The organism is Chitinophaga skermanii, assembly GCF_003259335.1.
GTDB lineage: Bacteria > Bacteroidota > Bacteroidia > Chitinophagales > Chitinophagaceae > Chitinophaga > Chitinophaga skermanii.
Genome location: NZ_QLLL01000009.1, coordinates 148,591 through 171,772 on the forward strand (window position 1 = coordinate 148,591; position 23,182 = coordinate 171,772).

A 23,182-nucleotide genomic window follows, 5' to 3' on the forward strand; every position below is an offset into this window, starting at 1 on the left:
CTATCAAACTTTACTTGATTAGTCTTGGTTCACTTTACCTTTAGCTTTAGCAACAACCTCTTCAGCGATGTTGTTTGGAGCTGGAGCATAGTGAGAGAACTCCATGATAGAAGAAGCACGACCAGAAGACAAAGAACGTAATTGTGTAACGTAACCAAACATTTCGCTCAATGGAACTTTAGCTTTGATTACTTGAACACCGTTCTTCATTTCCATACCTTCGAGCATACCACGACGACGGTTTAAGTCACCCGTAACATCACCCATGTACTGGTCTGGCGTTTGAACTTCAACTTTCATGATTGGTTCTAACAATACTGGTTTTGCTTTGCGGCCAGCCTCACGGAACGCTTGTTTAGCACAAAGTTCGAAAGACATAGCATCAGAGTCAACTGCGTGGAAACCACCGTCGAACAAGCGGATACGCAAGTGATCAACTGGGAAGTTAGCCAACACACCTTGGTTCATAGAAGCTTCGAAGCCTTTTTGAACAGCAGGGATGAACTCTTTTGGAATCGCACCACCGAAGATATCGTTGATGAACTGGAATTGTTTGCCTTCGTTAGCTGCTAACCATTCTGCATCGGCAGGGCCCATTTCGATTTGGATATCAGCGAATTTACCACGACCACCAGATTGTTTTTTAAACGTTTCACGGTGAGAGATAGTTTGTGTGAAAGCTTCTTTGTAAGCAACCTGAGGAGCACCTTGGTTAACTTCAACTTTGAACTCGCGTTTCATACGGTCAACGATGATTTCCAAGTGAAGCTCACCCATACCAGACAAGATTGTTTGGCCGGTTTCTTCATCAGTTTTTGCTTTCAAGGTAGGATCTTCCTCTACCAATTTAGCGATAGCCATACCCATTTTATCTACGTCAGCTTGAGTTTTAGGCTCGATAGCGATGTGGATAACTGGTTCTGGGAACGTCATAGATTCCAAGATGATTGGATTCTTTTCGTCACAAAGGGTATCACCAGTTTTGATATCTTTAAAACCAACAGCAGCACCGATATCACCAGCTTCGATGAAGTCGATTGGGTTCTGCTTGTTAGCGTGCATTTGCATTACACGGCTGATACGTTCGTTTTTACCTGTACGAGTGTTCAATACGTAAGAACCTGCGTCTAAGTGACCAGAGTATACGCGGAAGAACGCCAAGCGACCTACGAATGGATCAGTAGCGATTTTGAATGCCAATGCAGCGAATGGTTCTTTTGCATCTGGTTTACGTTCGATTTCTTCACCTGAATCAGGGTTAGTACCTTTTACAGCTTCAACATCCAAAGGAGAAGGAAGGTAGCGACAAACGCCATCCAACATTTTCTGAACACCTTTGTTTTTGAAAGAAGAACCACACATCATTGGGATGATGGCCATATCGATCGTAGCTTTACGGATCGCTTCGTGGATTTCAGCTTCAGAGATCGAGTTAGGATCTTCGAAGAATTTCTCCATCAAAGTGTCATCATATTCAGCAACTGCTTCTACCAATTTAGCTCTCCATTCGTCAGCCTCATCTTTCATGTCAGCTGGAATTTCGATTTCTTGGTAAGTAGCACCTTTACCTGCTTCGTCCCAGATGATACCTTTCATGGTGATCAAATCAACCACGCCTTTGAAAGTATCTTCCGCACCGATTGGTAAAGTCAATGGAACTGGGTTAGCGCCCAACATTTCTCTTACTTGTTTTACAACGTTCAAGAAATCAGCACCAGAACGGTCCATTTTGTTTACGAAACCGATACGAGGTACGCGGTAACGGTTAGCTTGACGCCAAACAGTTTCTGACTGAGGTTCTACACCTGATACAGCGCAGAACAACGCCACTAAACCGTCCAATACACGCAATGAACGTTCTACCTCTACGGTAAAGTCCACGTGACCTGGGGTGTCAATGATGTTAAATTTATAGCTTTTAGAGTCTGGCGTAGTTTGACCTTGTAAGGTTGGGAAGTTCCAGAAACAGGTAGTAGCAGCCGATGTGATGGTAATACCTCTCTCTTGTTCTTGCGCCATCCAGTCCATGGTCGCTGCACCTTCGTGAACCTCACCTATCTTGTGGGTTTTACCTGTATAATACAGGATACGCTCTGTGGTAGTGGTTTTACCGGCATCGATGTGCGCCGCAATACCAAAGTTTCTTTGAAAACGTAAGTCTGCCATAATTATTAAATGACTAAAATATAATGCAATTTGGGGGGCAAAGGTAAGCTATTTTTAGAAATAATCGTAATCCCCATTTTGTTAAAATGTTAATTCGATACTTTTGCCACTCTTTTCCGAAAATGAAGGCACAAATTTACGCAAATAACCCCAAAAAGGCAAATTACGCAAGCTATACGGCCTACCATTCCTTCCACCCACCCCCCTATATCTTACCAGCTTTTAGCATTTAACCGCCACTTACAAATTTTCCATGTGTTAAAAGTTTCTACATCAATTTTATTCCTACCTTTAATCCATCAAACAACCGCGCTATCTAAGCGCTCGAATCACCAAAATTAATAGTTGGCAACACCAACTTCATGTGAACTGTTTTACTTAATTACCTTCTAATTAGTCCCTAAACCCCGGCAATCTTGCGTCGAATGCCCATGCATTCCCTGCAACCAATACCGTATACGGTTTATTTGTCTTATTGTACCCTACTACCTTCATTACCTTCTAACCCCTTAGAAAACAAAGTGTATGAAGCATAAAATTCTACGCCCTATTATCGCGTGTTGCGGTATCTTTTTACTTTCTATTCCCGCATTCTCCCAGGTCCAACTGGTTAGGCAAGTGGTGGCCAGCAGCGGCGGCACCAACAATATTAACGGTGTGATGTACGAATACACCATTGGCGAAATTGCTATTGTGACATTTGCATCCGGCAGTCGCATCGTTTCCCAAGGGTTCCATCAACCAGAAGTATTGCCTAAACCACCCCTCGCTACCAACATCGCCTCCAATTTCGTGGCATTCCCCAACCCGGCTAAGTCTACGTTGAAAATTCAACTCGACCTCGCCAGCCCTGCTACTGTTACTGCGATGATGATGAATAGCGCCGGGCAAGTTGTATTCCAAGACGTACGCGATTACGGTGCCGGTAAAATTACCCTCCCCATTGAAGTCGAGAAGTTCGCATCCGGTATTTACAACCTCATCGTAAAAGTGAATGGCTACGTCTTCACGGATAAAATTGTCGTGCAATAATCCCAATTAATGATAGCAAAAAAGCTCATCATGAGACATCTCTACAAAGCAATTTGTTTAGCCGGCGCCAGCATGTGCTTCCTGCCATTACATGCGCAGAAGTCACAACAGCAAGCCCTCAACGTCGGCGCACCTTTCCTCCTCATTAACCCCGATGCCCGCACCAGTGGACTTGGCGATGCATATACCGGTTTCGAACCGAGTGCAAACGACCAATTCGCCAATGCTGCTAAGCTGGTTTTCGCGGGCGACTGGGGCATCGGTGCTAATTTTTCCCCTTGGATCTACGAACTCAATAGCGGCGAAAGCTCGTCGACCATTGCCTACTTATCGGGATTCAAAAACTTCGGCGGCGACCAAGCCGTGGGAGCATCTTTACGGTATATGTCGCACGGAACGCTCAACTTCCGCGACGATAACGGCCAATTGATCTCCACATATAAGCCGCGCGAATTTGCCTTCGACGTTTCTTATGGCAGGAAACTAGGCACCAAGTTCTCACTGGCAGCCACTTTACGGTATATCCGGAGTGATTTAGGAGAGGGTACCTATAACGGTATCGAACAACGCCCCGCTAATGCTTTCGCAGGTGACGTATCGTTGTACTACCAGAACTATGCAGATCACATCGACTATGGTAACCGGTATTCTTGGGGTGTAAGTTTCACTAACATCGGTACGAAGCTCAAATACTCGAACGATCAAAGTAAAAAAGCCTTTTTACCCATGAATTTACGCATTGGTGGCGGCTATACCTTTGTTCATACTGTAGATCATCAATTTACAGTAGCCCTCGATATTAATAAGCTACTAGTTCCCACTCCCCCTATTTACAAAACGGATTCTTTGGGCAACCCTACTAGCGAGATTGCAAAAGGTAAAGACCCCGACCGTAGCGTGATAGAATCTATCTTTTCTTCCTTTGGAGATGCTCCAGGAGGTTTCAAAGAGGAGTTAAAAGAGTTCTCTTTTGCTTCAGGTATTGAATATGCTTATAAGCACCTTCTCTTTTTGCGCGTAGGTTACTTCTATGAAAACGAGGCGAAAGGTCACCGCCAGCACGCTTCTGTTGGCGCCGGTGTACGGTTTACACCGATTGAGTTGAACGTAGCGTACATTATGCCAACTGATGGCTATGTGTACCAAGCGCGTACCTACAAAATTGGGCTACTCTTCAATTTGTCACCAGAAAAATAAAACCTTCTTATCCAATATCATTCAAATTCAATTGATATGAAACCGATACTCTTTGTACTATTCTTGCTACTTCAGACCGGCTTTTTAATGGCGCAAGAGCGCAAATCGGTGCTCGACCCAAATTCCCGGGAAAAAACAATTAACCAATTGTTTCCCACCATTCAAAAAGATACCATGAATGTGAAAACGAAGTCGGCACGTACTGCAGCGCCTAAAAACGAAACTTCCGGTAAACGCTTTAAAGAATACACGTTTAAAGATTATACCCCTCAAAATACAGCGAATAAAAGTTCGAATGCTCGCCGTGCCGGTGCTACTAATAGCCGCCAGCCATTGTTATCTGATGTAGCAGCAGCTAAAGACACTTCGGGGCGTAGCGCTAAAAAAGCAGCTGCTATTGTTCCGGACATGCAAGGTGGAGTTGCGGAACCGAAAGGTATTCCTTTCCCTACCCCTACTCAGAACGCTGAAAAATCCACTACTACCCCTAAAAAGAACTGATAATGAAAAAGCTCATTTTTACACTCTTCATTTGTTTGCTATTCACATCTCACTGGGCTTTTGGGCAAAGTGGGTTAACGGGAATGAACTACCAAGCAGTAGCCCGGAATGCAAACGGTACCGTACTTTCTAATCAATCCATTTCCGTGCGTATTTCCATCTTAGGAGGTAGCGCCAATGGTGCCGTACAGTACCAAGAAACGCACGATATCATTACAAATAACCTCGGTTTGTTCAATTTGCAAATCGGCCGTGGATCTGCTAATACAGGTACTTTCGCCGGTGTTCCTTGGGCAAATGGAAATCAATATTTAAAGGTAGAAGTAGCTGTTGGTAGCAGCAGCTTTTCCACTTTGGGTACTACGCAATTGCTATCTGTACCGTATGCGTTGTATTCTGCTAACGCTGCAGTTCCTGGCCCTAAAGGCGATAAAGGTGACAAAGGTGATGCGGGTCCGGCCGGTCCACAAGGTGCGGTTGGTTCAGTTGGTCCTATTGGCCCAGCGGGTGCGGTTGGTGCAACGGGTGCAAAAGGTGATAAAGGCGATAAGGGCGACAAAGGCGATCAAGGTAATGTAGGCCCAGTGGGTGCTGTTGGCCCAGTTGGCCCTCAAGGGGCTCCTGGTGTTGCAGGCCCAGCGGGTGCTAAAGGTGATAAAGGAGATGCAGGGGTTGCTGGCCCGCAAGGTATTGCTGGCCCAGTTGGCCCAGTAGGCCCGGCGGGTGCTGTTGGCCCAGCGGGTGCAAAAGGCGATAAAGGCGACGCGGGTGTCGCTGGCCCGGTTGGCCCTATTGGTCCAGCTGGTGCAGTTGGCCCGGCTGGTGCAAAAGGCGATAAAGGAGATGCAGGGGTTGCTGGCCCAGTTGGCCCTATTGGTCCAGTGGGTGCTGTTGGCCCAGCGGGTGCAAAAGGCGATAAAGGCGATGCAGGTGTTGCAGGCCCAGTAGGTCCGATAGGGCCAGCTGGCGCTGTTGGCCCAGCGGGTGCAAAAGGCGATAAAGGAGATGCAGGGGTTGCTGGCCCAGTTGGCCCTATTGGTCCAGCGGGTGCAGTTGGCCCAGCGGGTGCAAAAGGCGATAAAGGAGATGCAGGTGCAGCGGGTCCTGCAGGAGCAGTTGGACCACAAGGTCCGGTTGGTCCGGTTGGTCCGGCAGGAGCAGTTGGTCCGGCAGGTGCAGTTGGCCCACAAGGTCCAGCAGGTCCGATTGGTCCTGCAGGTCCGCAAGGTATTCAAGGTGAACCGGGCTTATCAAACGGCTTAGCAGGTGGTGATTTAACAGGTAATTATCCTAATCCAGCGGTAGCTGCAGGTGCCATTACCTTGGCTAAGATTGCCCCAGGTGTGATTCCAACAACACTTCCACCAAGCGGAGCTGCAGGGGGTGATTTATCGGGTAACTATCCCAACCCCGGGGTGGCAAGATTACAAAATGTACCAGTATCGAACGTAGCCCCATTAGCAAACCAGGTATTAGGATTTAATGGCGCACAATGGGTACCTACTTCTATTGGTGGCGGTGGTTTCACACTTCCTTACTTAACCATTGAAAACAATGCGACTACATTGTTTTCTATAACCAACGATGGTGATGGCACTTCTATAGAAGGCATAAATAATACAACTACATCCAATATTGCTGCTATTCGTGGTATTGTTAGCAGTACAGCACCTGGTGGCTTTTCAGCTGCTGTAAGAGGTATAAACAATGGTACGGGTGGTTTGGGTATTGGCCTATATGGCAGCCAATCCGGTAGTGGTTGGGGTGTATATGGTACAACACCAAATGGTTTGGGAGTATATGGTAACTCTTCAGCGAATGGTTACGGAGTATATGCTAATAGTAATACCGGTACAGGTTTACAAGCAACTTCTAATAATGGTGTTGCTGCCGCAATGAGCATCTTTAACAATGCCAATAATAATAATGTGATGAATGTAAATACCGTAGGTAATGGTAATGGCATCAGTATTACAACAACAGGTAATGGTAAAGGGGTACTTGCATCTACTGCCGGTGGTTTTGCCCTTCATGGTATTACATCGTCGCAATCTTCCGCGGGTGTTGTTGGCGATAATACTAGCGGCGGTGAGGCTGTAGTAGGTCGCAATACAAGCGATATTGCAGGTGCCGTGGTAGGTAGAAACGATGGTGGCGGCTATGGTGTACATGGCTTTGTAGCCACTAATACAACAGGTACCTCGATTGGTGTTTATGGTAGAGCTGGTTTGAATAACGGGCAAGGTCGTGCCGGTCGTTTCGAGAACTTTAACCAAACAAATACAGATGCCAATACCTTGGAAGTAGTAACCAATGGTAACGGTAACATTCCGGATAATACACTTGGCAATGCGTCTTCTTTTATCGTAGATAATACAAACAGTGTAGCAGCAGCTGTTCGTGCTGAAGTTAATACCATCTTCGGCAACTTTGGTGCTGCCGGTGTGTTTGGGATTTCTTCCGGAACAGGTGGTTTTGCCGGTTTATTCCATTCTAGCAACCCCGCTGGCAATGGTTCCACCTTGGTGGCCATTAACGATGGTAATGGTAATGCTATCCGCGCAAATTCTACATCGGGCAATGCAGTAGAGGCCAACATCGATGCTGATGGTACGGCTGTTTATGGCTGGGTCCCTTCTTTTGCAACAGGTAGAGCAGGTCGTTTCGAGAACTTCAATGAAGACAATGATAACGTGGTAATTACCTCCAAAACAGTAGGCAACGGTAACGCTATCGAAGGCTTTGTCGATAACAACCAAGGTACTTCGGCCGGTGTGGTAGGTGTGGTGAATTCCATATTTGCCAACTTCGGTACTGCAGCTATTTATGGTCGTAATGAAGGTACTGGTGGTACAGCCGGATTGTTCTACAATTCGAGCGCTACTACACCTCGTCCAGCGCTGATAGCCATTACCAATGGTACAGGTGAAGGTATTATCGCGAATGCTAATGATGGCAATGCCATCGAAGCAAATGCCGATGGTTCTGGTACTGCCATTTATGGCTGGACACCAAATTTTGGTACCGGTCGTGCTGGTCGCTTCACGAATTTTAATACATCCAATGGACAAGCTACTGTAGATATCCGTAACGATGGTACAGGTTCTGCCTTGTTGGTAGATCACCGGGGAGCATCTGGTAGTATCGCGGTGTTTAGGAGTGCAAACGCGAATGTTGCTCGTATTAACAAAGCTGGTCGTGGTTTTTTCAATGGAAATATACAAACAAGCGGTGCTGATTTAGCAGAATCGTTTGAAGTAGAAGGTCATGCTACTTCGTACGAACCAGGTGATGTATTAGTTATTTCAACAAGTAACGACCGTACAGTTGAAAAATCCCAAGAGGCCTATTCTACATTAGTAGCGGGTGTATATGCCACTAAACCAGGGCTTTTATTAACAGAAAAAGGTATTGATGAAGACCTATCGGGTGAAGTTCCGATGGGTGTGATTGGTGTAATTCCAACGAAAGTTTGTAATGAAGGTGGTGAGATTCGCCGTGGCGACTTGCTGGTAACTTCTAGCAAACCGGGTTACGCTATGAAAGCGGATATCAATAAAGTTAAGCCAGGCCAAGTAATCGGTAAAGCTTTGCAAGAGTTTACCGGTAATGGTGAAGGAAAAATTAAGGTATTAGTAAGTATCAAATAACTTTTAGAAGGTAAAACATGTTCATGATGGGCTGCCCGTTCCCGGGTGGCCCCTTTTTTTGCGTATTGAGATAGTACAATTAAAGTAAAATGGTAGATGTTAGCATTATGAGTTTAACACATAAGGATAATGCACTATTTCCATAATCGTGCAATAATCCTATTATTTCCAAATTTTGGCAATACCAAGTGTGAATAAACTAAATTATATATTGATGGCAGACGTTCTCGGAAGTAGAACTTTACCTCAGCAAGAACTAATAAATGGGTTTAAACAAATCGTATCTCTAATTAATCACACTAAAAAAGATAAAAATCTTTCGCCCTACTATTACTATTGGCGAGTCAACTGTCAAAATAGTAGTTAAACCGATATCACCATTGGGGCTAAAATAAAAAAAGCTCATTGCCGGGAGGCATATGAGGTGTGTGCGGGGCCGCACTATTTTGGTTGTTATCCCAAGAAGGTCAAAAAATACGGCAAATATCACTTTTTTAAGGAAGTAATATTTGCCATAATATTTTGCAAACCATCTAAGCAACGGAACAATGCCCGTTGTTATGGCTATTAAACCTTGAAGTGAGAGAATGCCTTGTTAGCTTCTGCCATACGGTGAGTATCTTCTTTCTTTTTGAAAGCAGCACCTTCACCTTTGCTAGCAGCAACGATTTCGTTCGCTAATTTTTCAGCCATGCTCTTACCATTCCTGTCACCAGCGTAACGGATCAACCATTTCATGCTCAAAGATACTTTTCTATCAGCACGAACTTCTGCAGGAATTTGGAAGGTAGCACCACCAATACGGCGGCTTCTAACTTCTACAGCAGGCGTTACATTAGACAACGCTTTTTTCCATACTTCGTAACCGTTCTCGTTAGTCATTTGGCTAACGCGATCAAGTGCGTCGTAGAAAATTTTGTAGGCAATGCTCTTTTTACCTTGCTCCATAATGTTATTCACAAAACGGGTTACCACTTTATCACCGAATTTAGGATCTGGTGCTAAGGGTAATTTTTTCGCAGCTTGCTTTCTCATTTATTTGAAAAATTTCAACTATTTATAACAATTATTTCTTAGCCTTTTCCTTCTTAGTACCATACTTAGAACGGCTCTTCTTCCTATCTTTCACACCTGCAGTATCGAGTGAACCACGTACGATATGGTAACGTACACCTGGTAAATCTTTCACCCTACCACCACGGATCAACACGATTGAGTGTTCTTGAAGGTTGTGACCTTCACCTGGGATATAAGCGATCACCTCTACTTTATTAGTCAAACGAACCTTCGCTACTTTACGTAAAGCGGAGTTTGGCTTCTTAGGCGTGGTTGTGTACACACGGGTACATACACCACGGCGCTGAGGGCAACTATCCAATGCTCTGGATTTTGATTTAGCCCGGATAATTTCTCTTCCTTTTCTTACTAATTGTTGTATTGTAGGCATTCTTACCTATGTTTTTTGCTGTCGGTTTACAATGACAACCAAATACCCAGAATGGGAATTTGGGAGGGCAAAGGTATAACTAACTATTAGATTTACAAAAATTGTTTGCAAGTTTTTTGGGAAAGCGACCAATTATTTTGCGCTCGCGCTTAATAATTCTGCCGTAATTTGGTGCCACTCTTCCTGCAAAGGCACTGGGGGCATGTGTTTGCCAGCCCTATCGTACCAATATTCGGCATTCAGATTGTCGCCTTCTTTTCTGTGCAAGTACGCGTGAATCCACGAACCTGCATTGTCTCTAATGTCCTGCGCAATATCATGCGCCCTGTTCCATTCTTCTTTAGCGTCCCACCATAATGCTTCTAAAGCTGGCGATAAATCGGCCGGTGGTTGCGTAAGCTGCAAAGATGCGTTAAATTCTGTAATTGTCATAATCGTAAAAGGGGTGTAAGATGGTTAATTAATGTGCTTGCCTATATATTATATGTATAAAAAAGACTGCTTTTGTTAATTAAATGATTGTTTTGGTTGGTATTACATATATCATTTCCCTACTAACACACTCCTTATAATTATATGACGAAGCCCAACATTTTTTTGTTGGGCTCCACCTATTCAAACATTTACATAACGACTTGTTGATTAGATATGGAAGTTCCAACCTTTCTCATCTGCCACTTTACCTGTTCTAATTGCATCGAGGCGGTTAATTACTTCCGCACCTACGGTGTATTTAGTGGTATCGAGGCTGATTTTGTGTTCTTTATAGTCGAGCTGCTCTACGTATGCTACGCTAGCCGCTGTTCCTGTACCGAATACTTCTCTTAACGTACCATTATTATAGGCTTCCACCACTTCTTCAATAGAAATCGGTCTTTCTTCAAGTTCAAGACCCATATCTACTAATACATCCATTACACTGGCACGTGTTACACCTGCCAAAATGGTACCTTGTGTAAGATCAGGGGTAATAGCACGGTTACCGATGATCACAAATACGTTCATCGTACCACATTCTTGTAAGAATTTATAGTCGTAACCATCTACCCACAAAATTTGATCGTACCCATCTTTACGGGCTTGCATCGTAGGATACATAGCGCCGCCATAGTTACCGGCTGCTTTGGCATAACCCACACCACCCGGGAAGGCACGTACATATTTATCTTGCACCAACAGTTTAATCGGCTTATTAAAATAAGGACCAGAAGGGCTGTTGATGATGGCAAACTTATAAGTATCCGACGGGCGAACACCAATAAACTCATCTGCCGCAATCATGAATGGGCGTAAATACAAGGAAGAACCTTCATTTGTAGGTACCCAATCACGGTCGATATCTATTAATTTAGCCATACCTCCTATAAACAACCACTCCGGTACATCGGGCATACCCATACGTTCCGCGGAAAGGTTAAAACGTTTATAGTTATCGTACGGACGGAAAATCATGGGGTTTCCTTGCTGATCTTTGTACGCCTTGATGCCTTCGAAAATAGCTTGGCCGTAGTGCCATGCAGCGTTTGAAGGACTCACACTAATATGGCCAAACGGCACAATCTCCGCGTTGATCCATTCTTTCCCATCAAAATCAGCTAACAACATATGGTCGGCATACTTCTTACCAAATGCCAAGTTGTTAAAATCCACCTCTCCGATAGTCGAAGCCGTGGTTCTTGTCACCTTAATCTTCTTATCAGCTTCTTCCATCATTGCTGTCGATTTTGTTGTTGGATTATCTGCTACCATCATGGTTAATCGGTTTTATCTCAATATTTTTACACTTTCTTGCAAGAAGACTCGTTCCTAGAACGAATTGCAAATAAACGATTTTTCCTACACGGGAAATCATCACATAAACTATAATCGTAATCTGTATGAGCTTAGACAGAATTAATCTAGATCCTTACTTTTTGGCTAAAATATACGCCCAGCCTATCATTCCGGGAGTTAGAGTGGCGCCGCCAAAGGAGGAAAAAGAGGCCCCTAAACTCAAATATTTAGGCGAAAATCAAAAAAACATCGCCCTACTCATACAAAACGAAAACGAAGCCTATTTAAATGATGAATTATTCAATCTGCTTACCAATATATTGAATGCGTGTAAACTCGGCATGCAAGATGTGGCGCTTATAAATTTAGCCCAACAGCCTGCAACGAGCCTATCAACTATCAAAAAAAGCGTTGTTTTTAATAAATGTGTCGCCTTCGGTATCTCACCGGAACAACTCGGGTATGAAGATATTCCTCCTTTTCAAATACAACAGTTAGGCGATATTTCCCTCGTATTTTCACACGATTTACAGGTGATTAATAATGATAAAGCCATGAAAGGACAACTCTGGCAAGCCTTGAAGGTATTATTTAATGTATAATGAAAATATTAGCTATATAGTATGGAATTAGTTTTTGCCACCAATAACGAAAATAAAGTAAAGGAAATCCGCAGTATGCTGGGTAACGAATTCAATATCATTACTTTACATGAAGCAGGTATTGATATCGACATCCCCGAGCCACATCCTACCCTCGAAGAAAATGCCCGTGAGAAATCGACGGTTATCCACGATATGACCGGCAAGAATTGCTTTTCGGAAGATACCGGGCTGGAAATCGATGCGCTGAACGGGGAACCTGGTGTGCTTTCGGCACGTTACGCAGGGGAACAGAAGTCGTCGGAAGATAATATTACGCTGGTGTTAGAGAAAATGCAGGGTATGGCAACACGTACAGCTAGGTTTAGAACGGTGATTTCTTTGATTTTGGAGGGAAAAGAACACCAGTTCGAGGGCATTTGCGAAGGCACCATCTTAACAGCACGTACCGGCGGTAAGGGTTTTGGGTACGATCCCATCTTCACGCCTACCGGCGCTACTAAAAGCTTTGCCGAAATGGATATGGCAGAAAAGAATGGATATAGTCACCGCGGAAAGGCATTTGCGAAATTGATAGCATTTTTACAACAACGATAATATGGCACGGATCAAACTTAGCTTACCGGCACAATTCAACTTCAATACACACATTCCCGTAAGAATTTCGGATGTAAACTATGGCGGCCATGTAGGCAACGACGCTATTTTGTCGATGATGCACGATGCACGCGTACAATACCTCCATCATTTAGGAGCCACCGAGCTACAGGCTTTTGGTACGGGGTTAATTATGGCGGATGTAGCAATTATTTATAAGAACGAAAGCTTTCAAGGCGACGTTTTACTATTCGAAGTAACGGCCGATGAGTTCACGCCTTTTGGGTTCGACCTCTATTACCGCGTTTCTACCGTACGCCAAGAGAAGCACCTGCTCATCGCGGAAGGGAAAACAGGTATGGTATGTTACGATTATGCTGCTAAAAAAGTAGCAAAAGTACCCGCAGAATTACAACAAAAACTACAAGGAGTTCCTTCCTTATAAAACGTAAAAATAGAATTCGATGAATACAGTCACTGAACAATTACCTGTGGTAAAGGAGATTATTACAACCCGTCGTACGACGAAACCCGAAAAGATGAACGGCCAGAAAATTGCCAACGAACAAGTTGAGCAATTATTTGAATTGGCGAACTGGGCCCCTACCCATGCTTTCACAGAACCTTGGTACTTTGTTGTGTATAGCAACGAGAAAGTACAAGAATTTTGTGCCGACCACGCCAACCTCTACAAAGCCAATGCAACTGCAGAAAGCTTTGTACCAGGTACTTACGACAAATTATTGCACATGGGCGACCAAGCTTCCCACGTTATTTTAATGGTGGCGAAACGCGGTGCGAACCCTAAAATCCCGTTCTTGGAAGAGATCGCTGCAACATCATGTGCTATCCAGAACATTTTGTTGGGTGCAACAGCTATGGGTATTGCTTCTTATTGGGGTACCGGCGGTATGATTTTGAAACCGGCAATGAAGGAATATTTGCAATTAGCTGAAGAGGACCAAGTGTTGGGTGTTCTTTACCTTGGTTATTCTGATGAGCCTTCTGCTTTTGTGGGTACGCGTAAACGCCCGTTGAGTGAGAAAGTAAAATGGATGTAAGGCGTTTGTTTTCAATATTCTTTTATAAAGTAGGGAGTTCTTAATTGAATTCCCTTTTTTTTTCCGGTTGTGGGGCGTGTTTACCTCTTTATTTTAAATCCTATTTGTTACTTTCTTTGCTTCTCCAAAGAAAGTAACCAAAGAAAGGAGGAAAAACGGCGAAAGACTGCGTCGCCGTTTTATCGGGGCGTCGATTGGGGTTTGGTGCTACTGTGGTGAAGGGCGTTGGGGGCTTTGGGGGGCGTGTTTTGTTAGAGGTTCAAGGGATTGATTGGGGATTGATTGGGGATTGATTGGGGGGATATAGACAAAATAGTATAAAACATAAGGGGAGTATCGATGGTATATCGATGTAATATCGATGAAACTACATGGATTTACATGGCAGTTACATGGAAATTACATGGAAGCTACTTAGAAACTACATGGGGAGTACTTGGTTGTTACTTGGGAGTTATAGTAAATTAACATGTAAGTGATTGATTGGGTGACTGGGGGTAATGGGGTATTATAAGGGGTGGAAGCTGCATGGATTAGGGAGGTGTGTGGGTGGTATATTGAAAGGTAAAGATACGGTATTATGGGGGTATTGGGATGGCAGGGTTGGTTTTCAAGTTATTATAAAAATAAAGCTGCCTGGAAAGACAGCTTTTTTCTCTTGTTCGTCCACTATTCATTTTTACATGCCTAGTTCGTTGTAAAAGTTGGGATAGTCGGTGATGATACCATCTACACCCATCTCTTTTAATTTCTTAATATCTTCTTTATCGTTCACCGTCCAGGGAACGAGTTTAATGTTTTTATCGTGACAAGCTTTTACGAGTGCAGGCGTAACAAGCGAGTAATGAGGACTATATACAGTTGGCGTAAAACCGAGGTCGGCCAAGTTTTGGTCCAGCGTGTTTTTATTGTAATCTTCGATGAGGTACGACGTTTTCACATGCGGGTGTGTTTTGTGTAACACTTGTAACGTTCTCCTATCAAAAGATTGAATAACAGTACGATCGATGATACCACCTTCTTCAATTACCTTCATAAGCAAGGCTACGAATTGTGCCGGTTCAGGATGACGTACGTTATCGGTTTTAGGGTTTGTTTTGGTTTCGATGTTATACCATAATGGCGTTACATGCTTCTCCTTCGCGTATTTCTCAGCTTCGGCAATAACTGTAGCCAACTTAGGTTTAGTTACGGCCATTTTCTCTTGCTGCGGGAAGCGAGGGTTGCCACGTTGTCCTACATCATATTTCTGTACCGTGGCATAATCCATTTGGTAGATAATCAATTTCTTCGCTTCATCTTTCGTAACGGGTTGACCATTAGGACTAGTGGCAATATCTTGATTGATATATGGATCGTGTGATAAGATGACTTGCAAATCTTTCGTAATCGAAGCATCCATTTCCAACGTTGTAACCCCTAGATCGATGGCTTTTTTCATCGCAGGGATTGTGTTTTCAGGCACCAAGCCTCTTGCGCCGCGATGGCCTTCTTTATCGAATGCAGGAAAACTGCTAGTAGATGCATTCATATGTTGAGCAGATTTTTTCTGAGCAGTACAGGCGTTCAACATCATAGCACCAGCCAATAGCACGGGAACGGTTACACGAAGTTTCATGATATATGATTAAGCGTTAAAAATAGTTGACAAATTTGTAATGATACGAATGCAGCGTGTTAAGAAGTTATTATCAAATCCTTAAGCCGCGGCCATCTTCTCTTTTTCCTTATTCCAAGTTAGTAAGGTGAAGAAGATAGCGAGTATACAAGCTGCTGTTAGCACAATAAAGCCACCGTCCCACCCAAAGTGGTCAACGATATAACCGAGTGCTACGTTCGCAAATACGGCACCACCGAGGTAACCAAATAGGCCTGTTAACCCGGCTGCAGTACCGGCTGCTTTTTTCGGTACTAGGTCTAAGGCTTGTACACCTATTAACATCACGGGACCATAGATTAAGAAGCCGATGGCAATGAGTGAAATATTATCGATCATTGGGTTACCGGCTGGATTTTTCCAGTAGATGATGACGAATACTAATACTGCGAGCATGTAAATAACCATGGCTGGAGCGCGCCTGCCTTTGAATACTTTATCGCTGATCCAACCACATAATAGCGTACCTGGGATACCGGCATATTCATATGCAAAGTAGGCCCATGATGCTTGTTTCACGTCGAAACCTTTCGCTTCTTTTAAGTATACAGGAGCCCAATCGAGCACGCCGTACCGCAATAAATACACGAAAATGTTTGCCAATGCGATATACCACAATAAGCGGTTACGCAAGATGTATTCCATGAAGATTTCCTTCGCTGTCATTTCTTTCTCATGCGAAGCAGAGTAATCTTTTGGGTAATCGTTTTTATACGCTTCAATGGGTGGTAATCCACATGATTGCGGGGTATCGCGTACTAGTAAATAGGCAATACCTGCAATAACCATGGCTACAGCTGCGGGGAAGTAAAAGGCGCTTTTCCATTCTTCTTTTCCAAATATCGCTAAGCCCCAAACGGTTAATGGTCCTACTAAGCCACCTCCTACGTTGTGTGCCACGTTCCAGATCGACATCATCGTTCCCCTTTCCTTCACCGAAAACCAATGCACCATTACCCTACCACTTGGCGGCCAGCCCATACCTTGGAACCAACCATTGAGGAACAACAAGGTAAACATAATCGCTACACTACTGGTGGCCCAAGGGAACAATCCCATCAGCATAATAGTAAGCGCAGATAGGAATAAGCCGAGGGAAATGAAAATGCGTGCGTTACTTCGATCCGACACGTTACCCATTAAAAATTTACTGAGGCCATATGCAACCGAAACACCCGACAGGGCAATACCGAGTTCGCCTTTCGAGAAGCCTTGATCCTGCAAATGAGGCATGGCCATTGAAAAGTTTTTACGGACGAGGTAATAGCCTGCGTAACCGATAAAAATCCCGATAAATACTTGCCAGCGTAATAGTTTATACGCACCATCTATTTTCTCTGCGGGCATAGTTGGCTTATGCGCCGGTGGTTTCAACCAATTCATTAGGTATAAATCTCTTGTATCAGTAAAGTGGAATAGATATCACATGCTAATTGAGCATGTAAGTTTTCGCTAAGGTATTAAAAGATTGAATTTCTGCTTGTTGCCATTGTTCATCTTTGCCTAATTCTTTTGCCATGAGCGCCGCTACTTTTGGTGCTACTTTTACCGCTTCGTGGGCATCGAGGAAGAGGGCGCGAGTTCTTCTTGCGAGCACATCTTCAACATTTCTTGCCATTTCATTTCTAACGGCCCAAATCACTTGCGCTGCAATGATGTGTAAAGATTCGCTGATCGTTTCGTTGTAACCTTCGTTGGCAATGGTTTGAATGCTAGGCATATCGGCACCATAGAAATACAAAGGATTATTTTCATCCGGGTTTTCTTTAAAACCATGTATAGGCAAATGCTTGGTAGCTGTTTGTGTACGTTTCCATTGGTGCACTTCTTCTAGTTTGTTCACCACATCTTCGCCCATGCGACGGTAGGTTGTCCATTTACCCCCGAGAATAGAAACGAGGTTCGATGGCGTGACCATGATTTTGTGGTTGCGAGAAATCTCTTTCGTTTTGGCATTGTTGCCGGTAGGCGCTGCCAAAGGACGTAAGCCTGCCCAAACACTGCGTACATCGCTGCGTTGCGGTGCTTTCACGAGGTATTGACCTGCGGTATCGAGAATGAATTGTATTTCTTTTTCTAAAGCTACTGGATCGAGGCTGATACCTTCAACGAGTGTATCGGTGGTACCTACTACCAATTTATTATGCCAAGGCACAGCAAATAATACGCGGCCGTCGCTGGTTTTAGGAATCATGAGGGCATCTTTACCTGGCATAAATGAGCGGTCGAGAACCAAGTGTACACCTTGCGAGGCTACGATAGAGCGCGGTTCGTTAGGATCATCCATTTGCAATACATCATCTGTAAACACACCTGTGGCATTGATGATACCTTTAGCGCGGATATTGAAGGTTTCGCCCGACTCTACGTCTTGCACTTTTACGCCGCTTACTTTACCTAAGACGTTCTTTTGTAAGGAAACGACTTTCATGTAGTTCAAAGCAATACCGCCGTGTTCGCAGATGGTTTGCATAAGGTTTACCGCGAGGCGGGAATCGTCGAACTGGCCATCGTGGTACAATACACCGGCCGACAATTTCTGTTCGTTGATGGTAGGTAAACGCTTAATGGTTTCTTTGCGGGAAATGTGGATTGAGCGGCCAAGGCTTAAGCGGCCGGCCATCCAATCGTACATCTTTAACCCGATAGTATAGAAGATGCCGTCGAACCAGGAGTAAGCTGGGATAACGAACGACATGTTATGTGCTAAGTGAGGAGCATTTTTAATGAGGAGACCGCGTTCGATGCTGGCTTCGCGTACGAGGGCGACATCGCCTTGTGCTAAATAGCGTACGCCGCCGTGTACGAGTTTTGTGCTTTTGCTGGAAGTTGATTTTGCAAAATCGTTTTGTTCTACTAACAAAGTTTTGTACCCTCTCGTTACCGCTTCCAAAGCAGCGCCTAAACCAGTTGCACCACCCCCGATAATCACCACGTCGTATTCAGTATCGACTTGTGCTTTGAATTGTTGATAAATTTTATCCCTCATTGTGTATTGCTTTTCTCCATTCGAAAACAAGAATCTTGGCCCCTGGTTCATTTCATACCTCGTAATGATATGTTACCATGGCGATACAAGGTACATCGGAATACGATATAAGTCCAAATTAAATCATAAGAATGATAAAAAATTAACATGATTAGCAGTGAATTGGTTTATTTACAGTAAGGAAAATATTAATAATGATGCTAAAGGCCTGCTGAAAGCGAAGTATAATATTTTTATCTAGTAAGAGTGCACATATCAATACGTTATAAACTTTGTTTATATTTTTTTAAACAAAACATTTGAATAATTGATACTTTGATATTACTTTAGAATACATCTTTTCGAAAAGACAATTAACCCGTAATGATTTTTTAAACCTTAGTAAGGTTAACCTAACTAGCATTTATAACCCAAACTCTACTTTTCATCATGAAACGTTTATTTTATTTAGTGCCAACACTTGTTGTGCTCATTATTTCTTTATTAGCGTCTTGTAAAAAGGAACACGCCATTACTCCCATTCAGGATAAAAGTGCAGATGAAATTGCCAAAGATTCTTATATCCATAGAACGCAATTAAAAATAGCAGAGCAAAAATCCCTTTTAATTACCCAAAGAAAGAGTTCTGAATTTGCGCGTGACACCAATTTTTATGTTGGTGCTGGCTCTGATCTATATGTTGTCAATCTTGATTTTAGGACAACAGAAATTACTAAAGCTGTTGAAACAAATGGAGACACGACATTAGTATATACGACTCAATTTCGTGGTGGTTCACAGATTAGCGGTAAGCCTTTGAAAGGAGGCTTGCTATCAATACAGAAACCCAATGGAGATTACCTAGATATCCTGTTAAATGAAGTTAAGACAACATGGCCTATGACACCAGATACTTCTATCGAAGTTCTTTCCTTACATGGTGCAAAAGCGGGGTACTATAAAGTTAGGAATGGTATTATCGATGAAATACATGCTTATGATCCAATGTTTTCACCGATAATTAATCCTAATGATCCTTACCCACAAGAAACGGGATCAGTTCGTGCTTGGCTTAATTGTACAGGATCATGTATGGTAACGGCTGCCGCGGTATGTACAGGTTATTATTCAACTTGTTTAACTACTTTAATTGCAGGAGGTGCTCCTGTTGTTGTAGGAGCTGCAGTTACTGTTACAGCAGCATGTGGCATATATTGTTCCAAACAACTCTAACTAATTAATTTCTATAATCACTTAAAACCAAACAAGCCGCCTCTTACGGGTTAGAGGCGGCTTGTTTGTATCTTAATCCATATCCCAGTTTTTCACCCGGGCGATGGCTTTTTTCCATTTTTGTTTGAGTTGTATACGTTGCTCGCTGGCGTGGCCGGGTTTAAACATTTGGCCTACAGCGTATTGGGATTGCAATTCATCCAACGACCAAAAACCTGTAGCTAAGCCTGCTAAATAAGCGGCGCCTAAGGCGGAGGCAGGCATTACATTTGGTCGAATAACCGGGTATTGCAAGATATCAGTTTGCATTTGCATGAAGAACTCGTATGTGGCCGATGTACCATCTACACGTAGTTCGCGGATACCTTGGCCATAATCTTTTTCCATTGCCTCTAATGCATCGGCAATTCCTAGGGCTACACCTTCTAAGGCAGCCCGTGCAATATGACCGGAAGAGGTGCCACGTGTGATACCGATGATCATACCACGAGCGTATGGGTCCCAATAAGGGGCACCTAAGCCTGATAAAGCTGGTACAAATAGTACGCCACCGTTATCTTCTTCAGTTTGTGCCAATTCTTCAATTTCGGCTGTGGCTTCAATAATCCCCAAGCCATCTCTTATCCAACGGAATACAGAGCTACCACCAAATACGCTGCCTTCTAAAGCATAGGTTACCTTATCGCCTAGCTTCCAAGCAACGGTGGTTAACAAGTTATGTTGCGACAAAATAGGTTGTTCGCCAATATTCATTAGGGCGAAGCAACCACTTCCGTACGTATTCTTTACCATACCGGGCTCTAAGCACATTTGGCCGAATAAAGCGGCATGCTGATCGCCTGCTATACCAGCAATGGCTACAGGGCCATCAAACATACTGGCAATGGTATGTCCTACTACTTCGCTATTGCTACAAATGTTTGGTAATAGCTTGTGCGGGATGTTAAACAGTTTCAACAGTTCTTGATCCCATTGCAGCGAATGTATATTGAAGAGCATCGTACGCGATGCGTTGGTAATATCAGTTACGTGTTGGCGTTGGCCGGTTAGTCGCCATACTAACCAAGCATCGATGGTACCGAAAGCCAGTTCACCTTGTTCTGCTTTAATGCGTGCACCGGGTACATTCTCGAGTATCCAAGAAATTTTACTGGCCGAGAAATAGGCATCGAGCATTAAGCCGGTTTTCTCGCGGATCATTTCGGAGAAGCCTTGATAGCGGAATTCGTCGCACAGTTTAGAGGCTCTTCTATCTTGCCATGCGATAGCATTGTAGATAGGTTGCCCTGTTTGTTTATTCCAGATGACGGTGGTTTCTCTTTGGTTCGCAATACCGATACCGGCAATTTGCGTGGCTGTTAATCCTTTAGCGGCTTTCAATTCTTCAATCACCGAAAGTAATGTGAACCATATTTCGTTGGGATCTACTTCAATCCAACCGGGCTGCGGGTAGTATTTTTCATACTCCTTCTGCAACTGCATGACCACCTGCCCTTTCTTATTAAACAATACAACGCCTGCAGCACTTGAGCCGAGGTCTAATGACAAAATATATTGCGGTTGATCGTTCATATCCGTTTCCTTACGTGAGATAGTTTACACTTTTTTTAAGTCGGCAATGGCCGTCATTAATTCGCCTAAGTATTGATACATGGCTTCGAGGTAATCGTTACCTAAAGGTGTAAGTTTATAATATTTTCTAGGTACGCCTTCATCCATTTCCACCCAACGAGAATCGAGTAATTTTTCTTTCTTTAGTCGGCTCAGCAAAGGGTAAATAGTTCCTTCGGCAATATCCATATCGGCGAGTTGTTTTATTTCATTGATCAGTTCATACCCATAGCGTTCTTGCTTTTGAAGTAATAACATGATAATGTATTCGAACAAACCTTTTTTGATTTGAGATTGCCAACGGGTGATGAAATAGGCGTTTTGCTTATTCTCCATTGGATAAATGTAGGGGATTTTCTCCGAAGGGTTTATTGCTATTCTTCTTTATAGGTGATTTTTTGTTTTTGTTTTGTCCAGGTGTTTTGAAGAACTGCTTGCTTTTTTATTATGTGATTTTTTTGTTTTGTTTAGGTGTTTTGAGGGGGCTTTAGAACTATCTTCTTCTTTTTGTTTATTTTTTGGGAAGGTGTTCTCTATTTGACTTTGCCCCTCCTGGGCCGGGGCGGGGCCCCGCATTGTATTTCGGAATGTGGTTTTGCGGGCGTATGGGGGCTATTGGGGGATTTGCGTCGTATGGGGCGGTGGGGTGTTATTGGGGTTTAGTGCGGCGGTTTTCCGCATAACCAAGTTTCCTCAATACAATGCTGATGGGGTTAATGCGAGTTTGTTGGTTGGGAGGGGTGATTGAGTTAGGTGATTGAGTGAGACGATTGGTTGGAGGGGATTGGGAATTGAAGGTTTATGTTGAGGTAAATGGGGCTAGGTATATAGGTAGTTTTTTGAAGAAGGGCTGCATTTCTGGGGTGCAGCCCTTTGATTTTTAGGACACCAAAAACTAAGGGTTACGGGTAAACGTAGCCTTCGCGTTTAAAATAGTAGAAGTTGCGGTAGCCGCCCCAGCTTTCGATGTGGGTGGCTGCTATAACGAGTTCGTTTGTGTTGAGTTTGATGACATCGTAATTCCAGTTTTGTCCTTTTGATATGTCTGTGCCAATGAATGAAAGTTTCATGGTGGCGGGGTTGAAGGAGAATTTCCCGGGGGAGTTTTTTGTGGGGGTTTTTAGGACGAAGTTGTAGTTGCCGTTTAAATCGAACATCATTTTATCATTGAGATACGGGGTGGCATCTGCAAGGTTGTCTTTCCACCAAGTGGGTTCAGTATCGGTGTAGTTTCCGCCGCCTGTGATGCACTTGAATGGATTATCGGGAGCCCATACCCATGTTTTGCCGGTGATGCCGTTGGTGAGTAAATCCCATTTAGCATCGCTGAAAAAGTTGGGGTCGTTTTGCGAAACGGTTACAGATACCGAATCAACACTAGGGCCCGATTTTCCATAGGCGTAATACTTAACGGGGTATTGGCCAGCGAATGGAATAACGGCTTTGAATTTCCTTTCATTACTAACACCAAATCCATAATCCCAAAACGGAATTGTTCCGGGGGTAGTGGCTTCCATGGTTAATTCGTTATCGTAACCAGCGGTTTGTGTAACGGTGAATTTTAACGAGGAAGCAGGTAATGGATTGCCTAAGGCGATGCGATCTTCTTTCGAAGAACACGCGCTCAACAAAGCGATGCACACGATATATAATGTCGATGTAATTTTTTTCATGATCAATATTTTAT

20 protein-coding genes are annotated in these 23,182 nt (G+C 43.6%); 9 read left to right on the plus strand and 11 right to left on the minus strand.

Features of this window, described 5'->3' with window-relative positions; genetic code table 11:
* Nucleotides 1–18 precede the first annotated feature (18 nt).
* Nucleotides 19–2,166 carry an elongation factor G gene (gene fusA, locus LX64_RS21525; protein WP_211324866.1) on the minus strand — a complete coding sequence of 716 codons (2,148 nt, stop codon included), beginning with the start codon at nucleotides 2,164–2,166 and terminating at the stop codon, nucleotides 19–21.
* 525 nt (nucleotides 2,167–2,691) lie between these two features.
* Between fusA and LX64_RS21530 the strand changes: the two genes are divergently transcribed.
* The 4 genes from LX64_RS21530 to LX64_RS21545 are packed head-to-tail and all read left to right on the plus strand — an operon-like array spanning nucleotide 2,692 to nucleotide 8,546.
* Nucleotides 2,692–3,198: a T9SS type A sorting domain-containing protein gene (locus LX64_RS21530; protein WP_111599767.1), complete on the plus strand. Its 507-nt coding sequence runs from the start codon at nucleotides 2,692–2,694 to the stop codon at nucleotides 3,196–3,198.
* Nucleotides 3,199–3,228: 30 nt separating this feature from the next.
* The gene (gene porV / locus LX64_RS21535; RefSeq protein WP_158538705.1) at nucleotides 3,229–4,395 is read left to right on the plus strand and encodes a type IX secretion system outer membrane channel protein PorV; all 1,167 of its coding nucleotides are present in this window, start codon (nucleotides 3,229–3,231) and stop codon (nucleotides 4,393–4,395) included.
* A gap of 36 nt (nucleotides 4,396–4,431) precedes the next feature.
* Entirely contained in the window at nucleotides 4,432–4,896 is a 465-nt protein-coding gene (locus LX64_RS21540; protein WP_148707421.1) for a hypothetical protein, read from the plus strand.
* A 2-nt stretch (nucleotides 4,897–4,898) separates the two neighbouring features.
* Nucleotides 4,899–8,546, plus strand: coding sequence for a collagen-like domain-containing protein (locus LX64_RS21545; protein WP_111599770.1), 3,648 nt, complete (start codon nucleotides 4,899–4,901; stop codon nucleotides 8,544–8,546).
* Nucleotides 8,547–9,113: 567 nt separating this feature from the next.
* On the opposite strand, the gene rpsG is transcribed toward LX64_RS21545, so the two are convergent.
* The 4 genes from rpsG to LX64_RS21565 form a co-directional block, all read right to left on the minus strand.
* Entirely contained in the window at nucleotides 9,114–9,581 is a 468-nt protein-coding gene (gene rpsG, locus LX64_RS21550) for a 30S ribosomal protein S7 (protein ID WP_111599771.1), read from the minus strand.
* A gap of 31 nt (nucleotides 9,582–9,612) precedes the next feature.
* The gene (gene rpsL / locus LX64_RS21555; RefSeq protein WP_111599772.1) at nucleotides 9,613–9,993 is read right to left on the minus strand and encodes a 30S ribosomal protein S12; all 381 of its coding nucleotides are present in this window, start codon (nucleotides 9,991–9,993) and stop codon (nucleotides 9,613–9,615) included.
* A 132-nt stretch (nucleotides 9,994–10,125) separates the two neighbouring features.
* A complete protein-coding gene (locus LX64_RS21560) occupies nucleotides 10,126–10,425 on the minus strand; it encodes a hypothetical protein (RefSeq protein WP_111599773.1) in 300 nt (99 codons plus the stop codon).
* Nucleotides 10,426–10,635: 210 nt separating this feature from the next.
* Nucleotides 10,636–11,745, minus strand: a complete 1,110-nt coding sequence (locus LX64_RS21565) for a branched-chain amino acid aminotransferase (RefSeq protein ID WP_245952768.1) — start codon at nucleotides 11,743–11,745, stop codon at nucleotides 10,636–10,638.
* Between the two features lie 125 nt (nucleotides 11,746–11,870).
* On the opposite strand from LX64_RS21565, the gene LX64_RS21570 reads away from it, so the two are divergent.
* The 4 genes from LX64_RS21570 to LX64_RS21585 are packed head-to-tail and all read left to right on the plus strand — an operon-like array spanning nucleotide 11,871 to nucleotide 14,026.
* The gene (locus LX64_RS21570; protein WP_111599774.1) at nucleotides 11,871–12,368 is read left to right on the plus strand and encodes a hypothetical protein; all 498 of its coding nucleotides are present in this window, start codon (nucleotides 11,871–11,873) and stop codon (nucleotides 12,366–12,368) included.
* Nucleotides 12,369–12,389: 21 nt separating this feature from the next.
* Nucleotides 12,390–12,965: an RdgB/HAM1 family non-canonical purine NTP pyrophosphatase gene (gene rdgB / locus LX64_RS21575; protein ID WP_111599775.1), complete on the plus strand. Its 576-nt coding sequence runs from the start codon at nucleotides 12,390–12,392 to the stop codon at nucleotides 12,963–12,965.
* A gap of 1 nt (nucleotide 12,966) precedes the next feature.
* Nucleotides 12,967–13,410 carry an acyl-CoA thioesterase gene (locus LX64_RS21580; RefSeq protein WP_111599776.1) on the plus strand — a complete coding sequence of 148 codons (444 nt, stop codon included), beginning with the start codon at nucleotides 12,967–12,969 and terminating at the stop codon, nucleotides 13,408–13,410.
* Between the two features lie 19 nt (nucleotides 13,411–13,429).
* On the plus strand, nucleotides 13,430–14,026 hold the full coding sequence (locus tag LX64_RS21585; protein ID WP_111599777.1) for a nitroreductase family protein: 597 nt from the start codon (nucleotides 13,430–13,432) through the stop codon (nucleotides 14,024–14,026).
* A gap of 679 nt (nucleotides 14,027–14,705) precedes the next feature.
* Here LX64_RS21585 and LX64_RS21590 read toward each other — a convergent pair.
* The 3 genes from LX64_RS21590 to LX64_RS21600 form a co-directional block, all read right to left on the minus strand.
* Complete coding sequence (locus LX64_RS21590) at nucleotides 14,706–15,644, minus strand: glycerophosphodiester phosphodiesterase (protein ID WP_111599778.1); 939 nt, start codon at nucleotides 15,642–15,644, stop codon at nucleotides 14,706–14,708.
* Nucleotides 15,645–15,725: 81 nt separating this feature from the next.
* A complete protein-coding gene (gene glpT / locus LX64_RS21595) occupies nucleotides 15,726–17,066 on the minus strand; it encodes a glycerol-3-phosphate transporter (protein ID WP_111599779.1) in 1,341 nt (446 codons plus the stop codon).
* A gap of 46 nt (nucleotides 17,067–17,112) precedes the next feature.
* Nucleotides 17,113–18,672, minus strand: coding sequence for a glycerol-3-phosphate dehydrogenase/oxidase (locus tag LX64_RS21600; protein ID WP_111599780.1), 1,560 nt, complete (start codon nucleotides 18,670–18,672; stop codon nucleotides 17,113–17,115).
* Nucleotides 18,673–19,101: 429 nt separating this feature from the next.
* Here LX64_RS21600 and LX64_RS21605 point away from each other — a divergent pair, with 429 nt between their 5' ends.
* Nucleotides 19,102–19,884, plus strand: a complete 783-nt coding sequence (locus tag LX64_RS21605) for a hypothetical protein (protein WP_111599781.1) — start codon at nucleotides 19,102–19,104, stop codon at nucleotides 19,882–19,884.
* A gap of 72 nt (nucleotides 19,885–19,956) precedes the next feature.
* Here LX64_RS21605 and glpK read toward each other — a convergent pair whose 3' ends face one another.
* From glpK to LX64_RS21620, 3 genes are all read right to left on the minus strand, one after another.
* Nucleotides 19,957–21,456: a glycerol kinase GlpK gene (glpK, locus tag LX64_RS21610; RefSeq protein WP_111599782.1), complete on the minus strand. Its 1,500-nt coding sequence runs from the start codon at nucleotides 21,454–21,456 to the stop codon at nucleotides 19,957–19,959.
* Nucleotides 21,457–21,480: 24 nt separating this feature from the next.
* Nucleotides 21,481–21,831 carry a PadR family transcriptional regulator gene (locus LX64_RS21615; RefSeq protein WP_111599783.1) on the minus strand — a complete coding sequence of 117 codons (351 nt, stop codon included), beginning with the start codon at nucleotides 21,829–21,831 and terminating at the stop codon, nucleotides 21,481–21,483.
* Nucleotides 21,832–22,397: 566 nt separating this feature from the next.
* The gene (locus tag LX64_RS21620; RefSeq protein WP_148707422.1) at nucleotides 22,398–23,168 is read right to left on the minus strand and encodes a hypothetical protein; all 771 of its coding nucleotides are present in this window, start codon (nucleotides 23,166–23,168) and stop codon (nucleotides 22,398–22,400) included.
* Nucleotides 23,169–23,182: the final 14 nt, after the last annotated feature.

Bases quoted from the DNA above. Each gene is read 5' to 3' on its own strand.
- fusA (WP_211324866.1), bottom strand. From the start codon at position 2,166: ATGGCAGACTTACGTTTTCAAAGAAACTTTGGTATTGCGGCGCACATC.
- LX64_RS21530 (WP_111599767.1), top strand. From the start codon at position 2,692: ATGAAGCATAAAATTCTACGCCCTATTATCGCGTGTTGCGGTATCTTT.
- porV (WP_158538705.1), top strand. From the start codon at position 3,229: ATGAGACATCTCTACAAAGCAATTTGTTTAGCCGGCGCCAGCATGTGC.
- LX64_RS21540 (WP_148707421.1), top strand. From the start codon at position 4,432: ATGAAACCGATACTCTTTGTACTATTCTTGCTACTTCAGACCGGCTTT.
- LX64_RS21545 (WP_111599770.1), top strand. From the start codon at position 4,899: ATGAAAAAGCTCATTTTTACACTCTTCATTTGTTTGCTATTCACATCT.
- rpsG (WP_111599771.1), bottom strand. From the start codon at position 9,581: ATGAGAAAGCAAGCTGCGAAAAAATTACCCTTAGCACCAGATCCTAAA.
- rpsL (WP_111599772.1), bottom strand. From the start codon at position 9,993: ATGCCTACAATACAACAATTAGTAAGAAAAGGAAGAGAAATTATCCGG.
- LX64_RS21560 (WP_111599773.1), bottom strand. From the start codon at position 10,425: ATGACAATTACAGAATTTAACGCATCTTTGCAGCTTACGCAACCACCG.
- LX64_RS21565 (WP_245952768.1), bottom strand. From the start codon at position 11,745: ATGATGGTAGCAGATAATCCAACAACAAAATCGACAGCAATGATGGAA.
- LX64_RS21570 (WP_111599774.1), top strand. From the start codon at position 11,871: ATGAGCTTAGACAGAATTAATCTAGATCCTTACTTTTTGGCTAAAATA.
- rdgB (WP_111599775.1), top strand. From the start codon at position 12,390: ATGGAATTAGTTTTTGCCACCAATAACGAAAATAAAGTAAAGGAAATC.
- LX64_RS21580 (WP_111599776.1), top strand. From the start codon at position 12,967: ATGGCACGGATCAAACTTAGCTTACCGGCACAATTCAACTTCAATACA.
- LX64_RS21585 (WP_111599777.1), top strand. From the start codon at position 13,430: ATGAATACAGTCACTGAACAATTACCTGTGGTAAAGGAGATTATTACA.
- LX64_RS21590 (WP_111599778.1), bottom strand. From the start codon at position 15,644: ATGAAACTTCGTGTAACCGTTCCCGTGCTATTGGCTGGTGCTATGATG.
- glpT (WP_111599779.1), bottom strand. From the start codon at position 17,066: ATGAATTGGTTGAAACCACCGGCGCATAAGCCAACTATGCCCGCAGAG.
- LX64_RS21600 (WP_111599780.1), bottom strand. From the start codon at position 18,672: ATGAGGGATAAAATTTATCAACAATTCAAAGCACAAGTCGATACTGAA.
- LX64_RS21605 (WP_111599781.1), top strand. From the start codon at position 19,102: ATGAAACGTTTATTTTATTTAGTGCCAACACTTGTTGTGCTCATTATT.
- glpK (WP_111599782.1), bottom strand. From the start codon at position 21,456: ATGAACGATCAACCGCAATATATTTTGTCATTAGACCTCGGCTCAAGT.
- LX64_RS21615 (WP_111599783.1), bottom strand. From the start codon at position 21,831: ATGGAGAATAAGCAAAACGCCTATTTCATCACCCGTTGGCAATCTCAA.
- LX64_RS21620 (WP_148707422.1), bottom strand. From the start codon at position 23,168: ATGAAAAAAATTACATCGACATTATATATCGTGTGCATCGCTTTGTTG.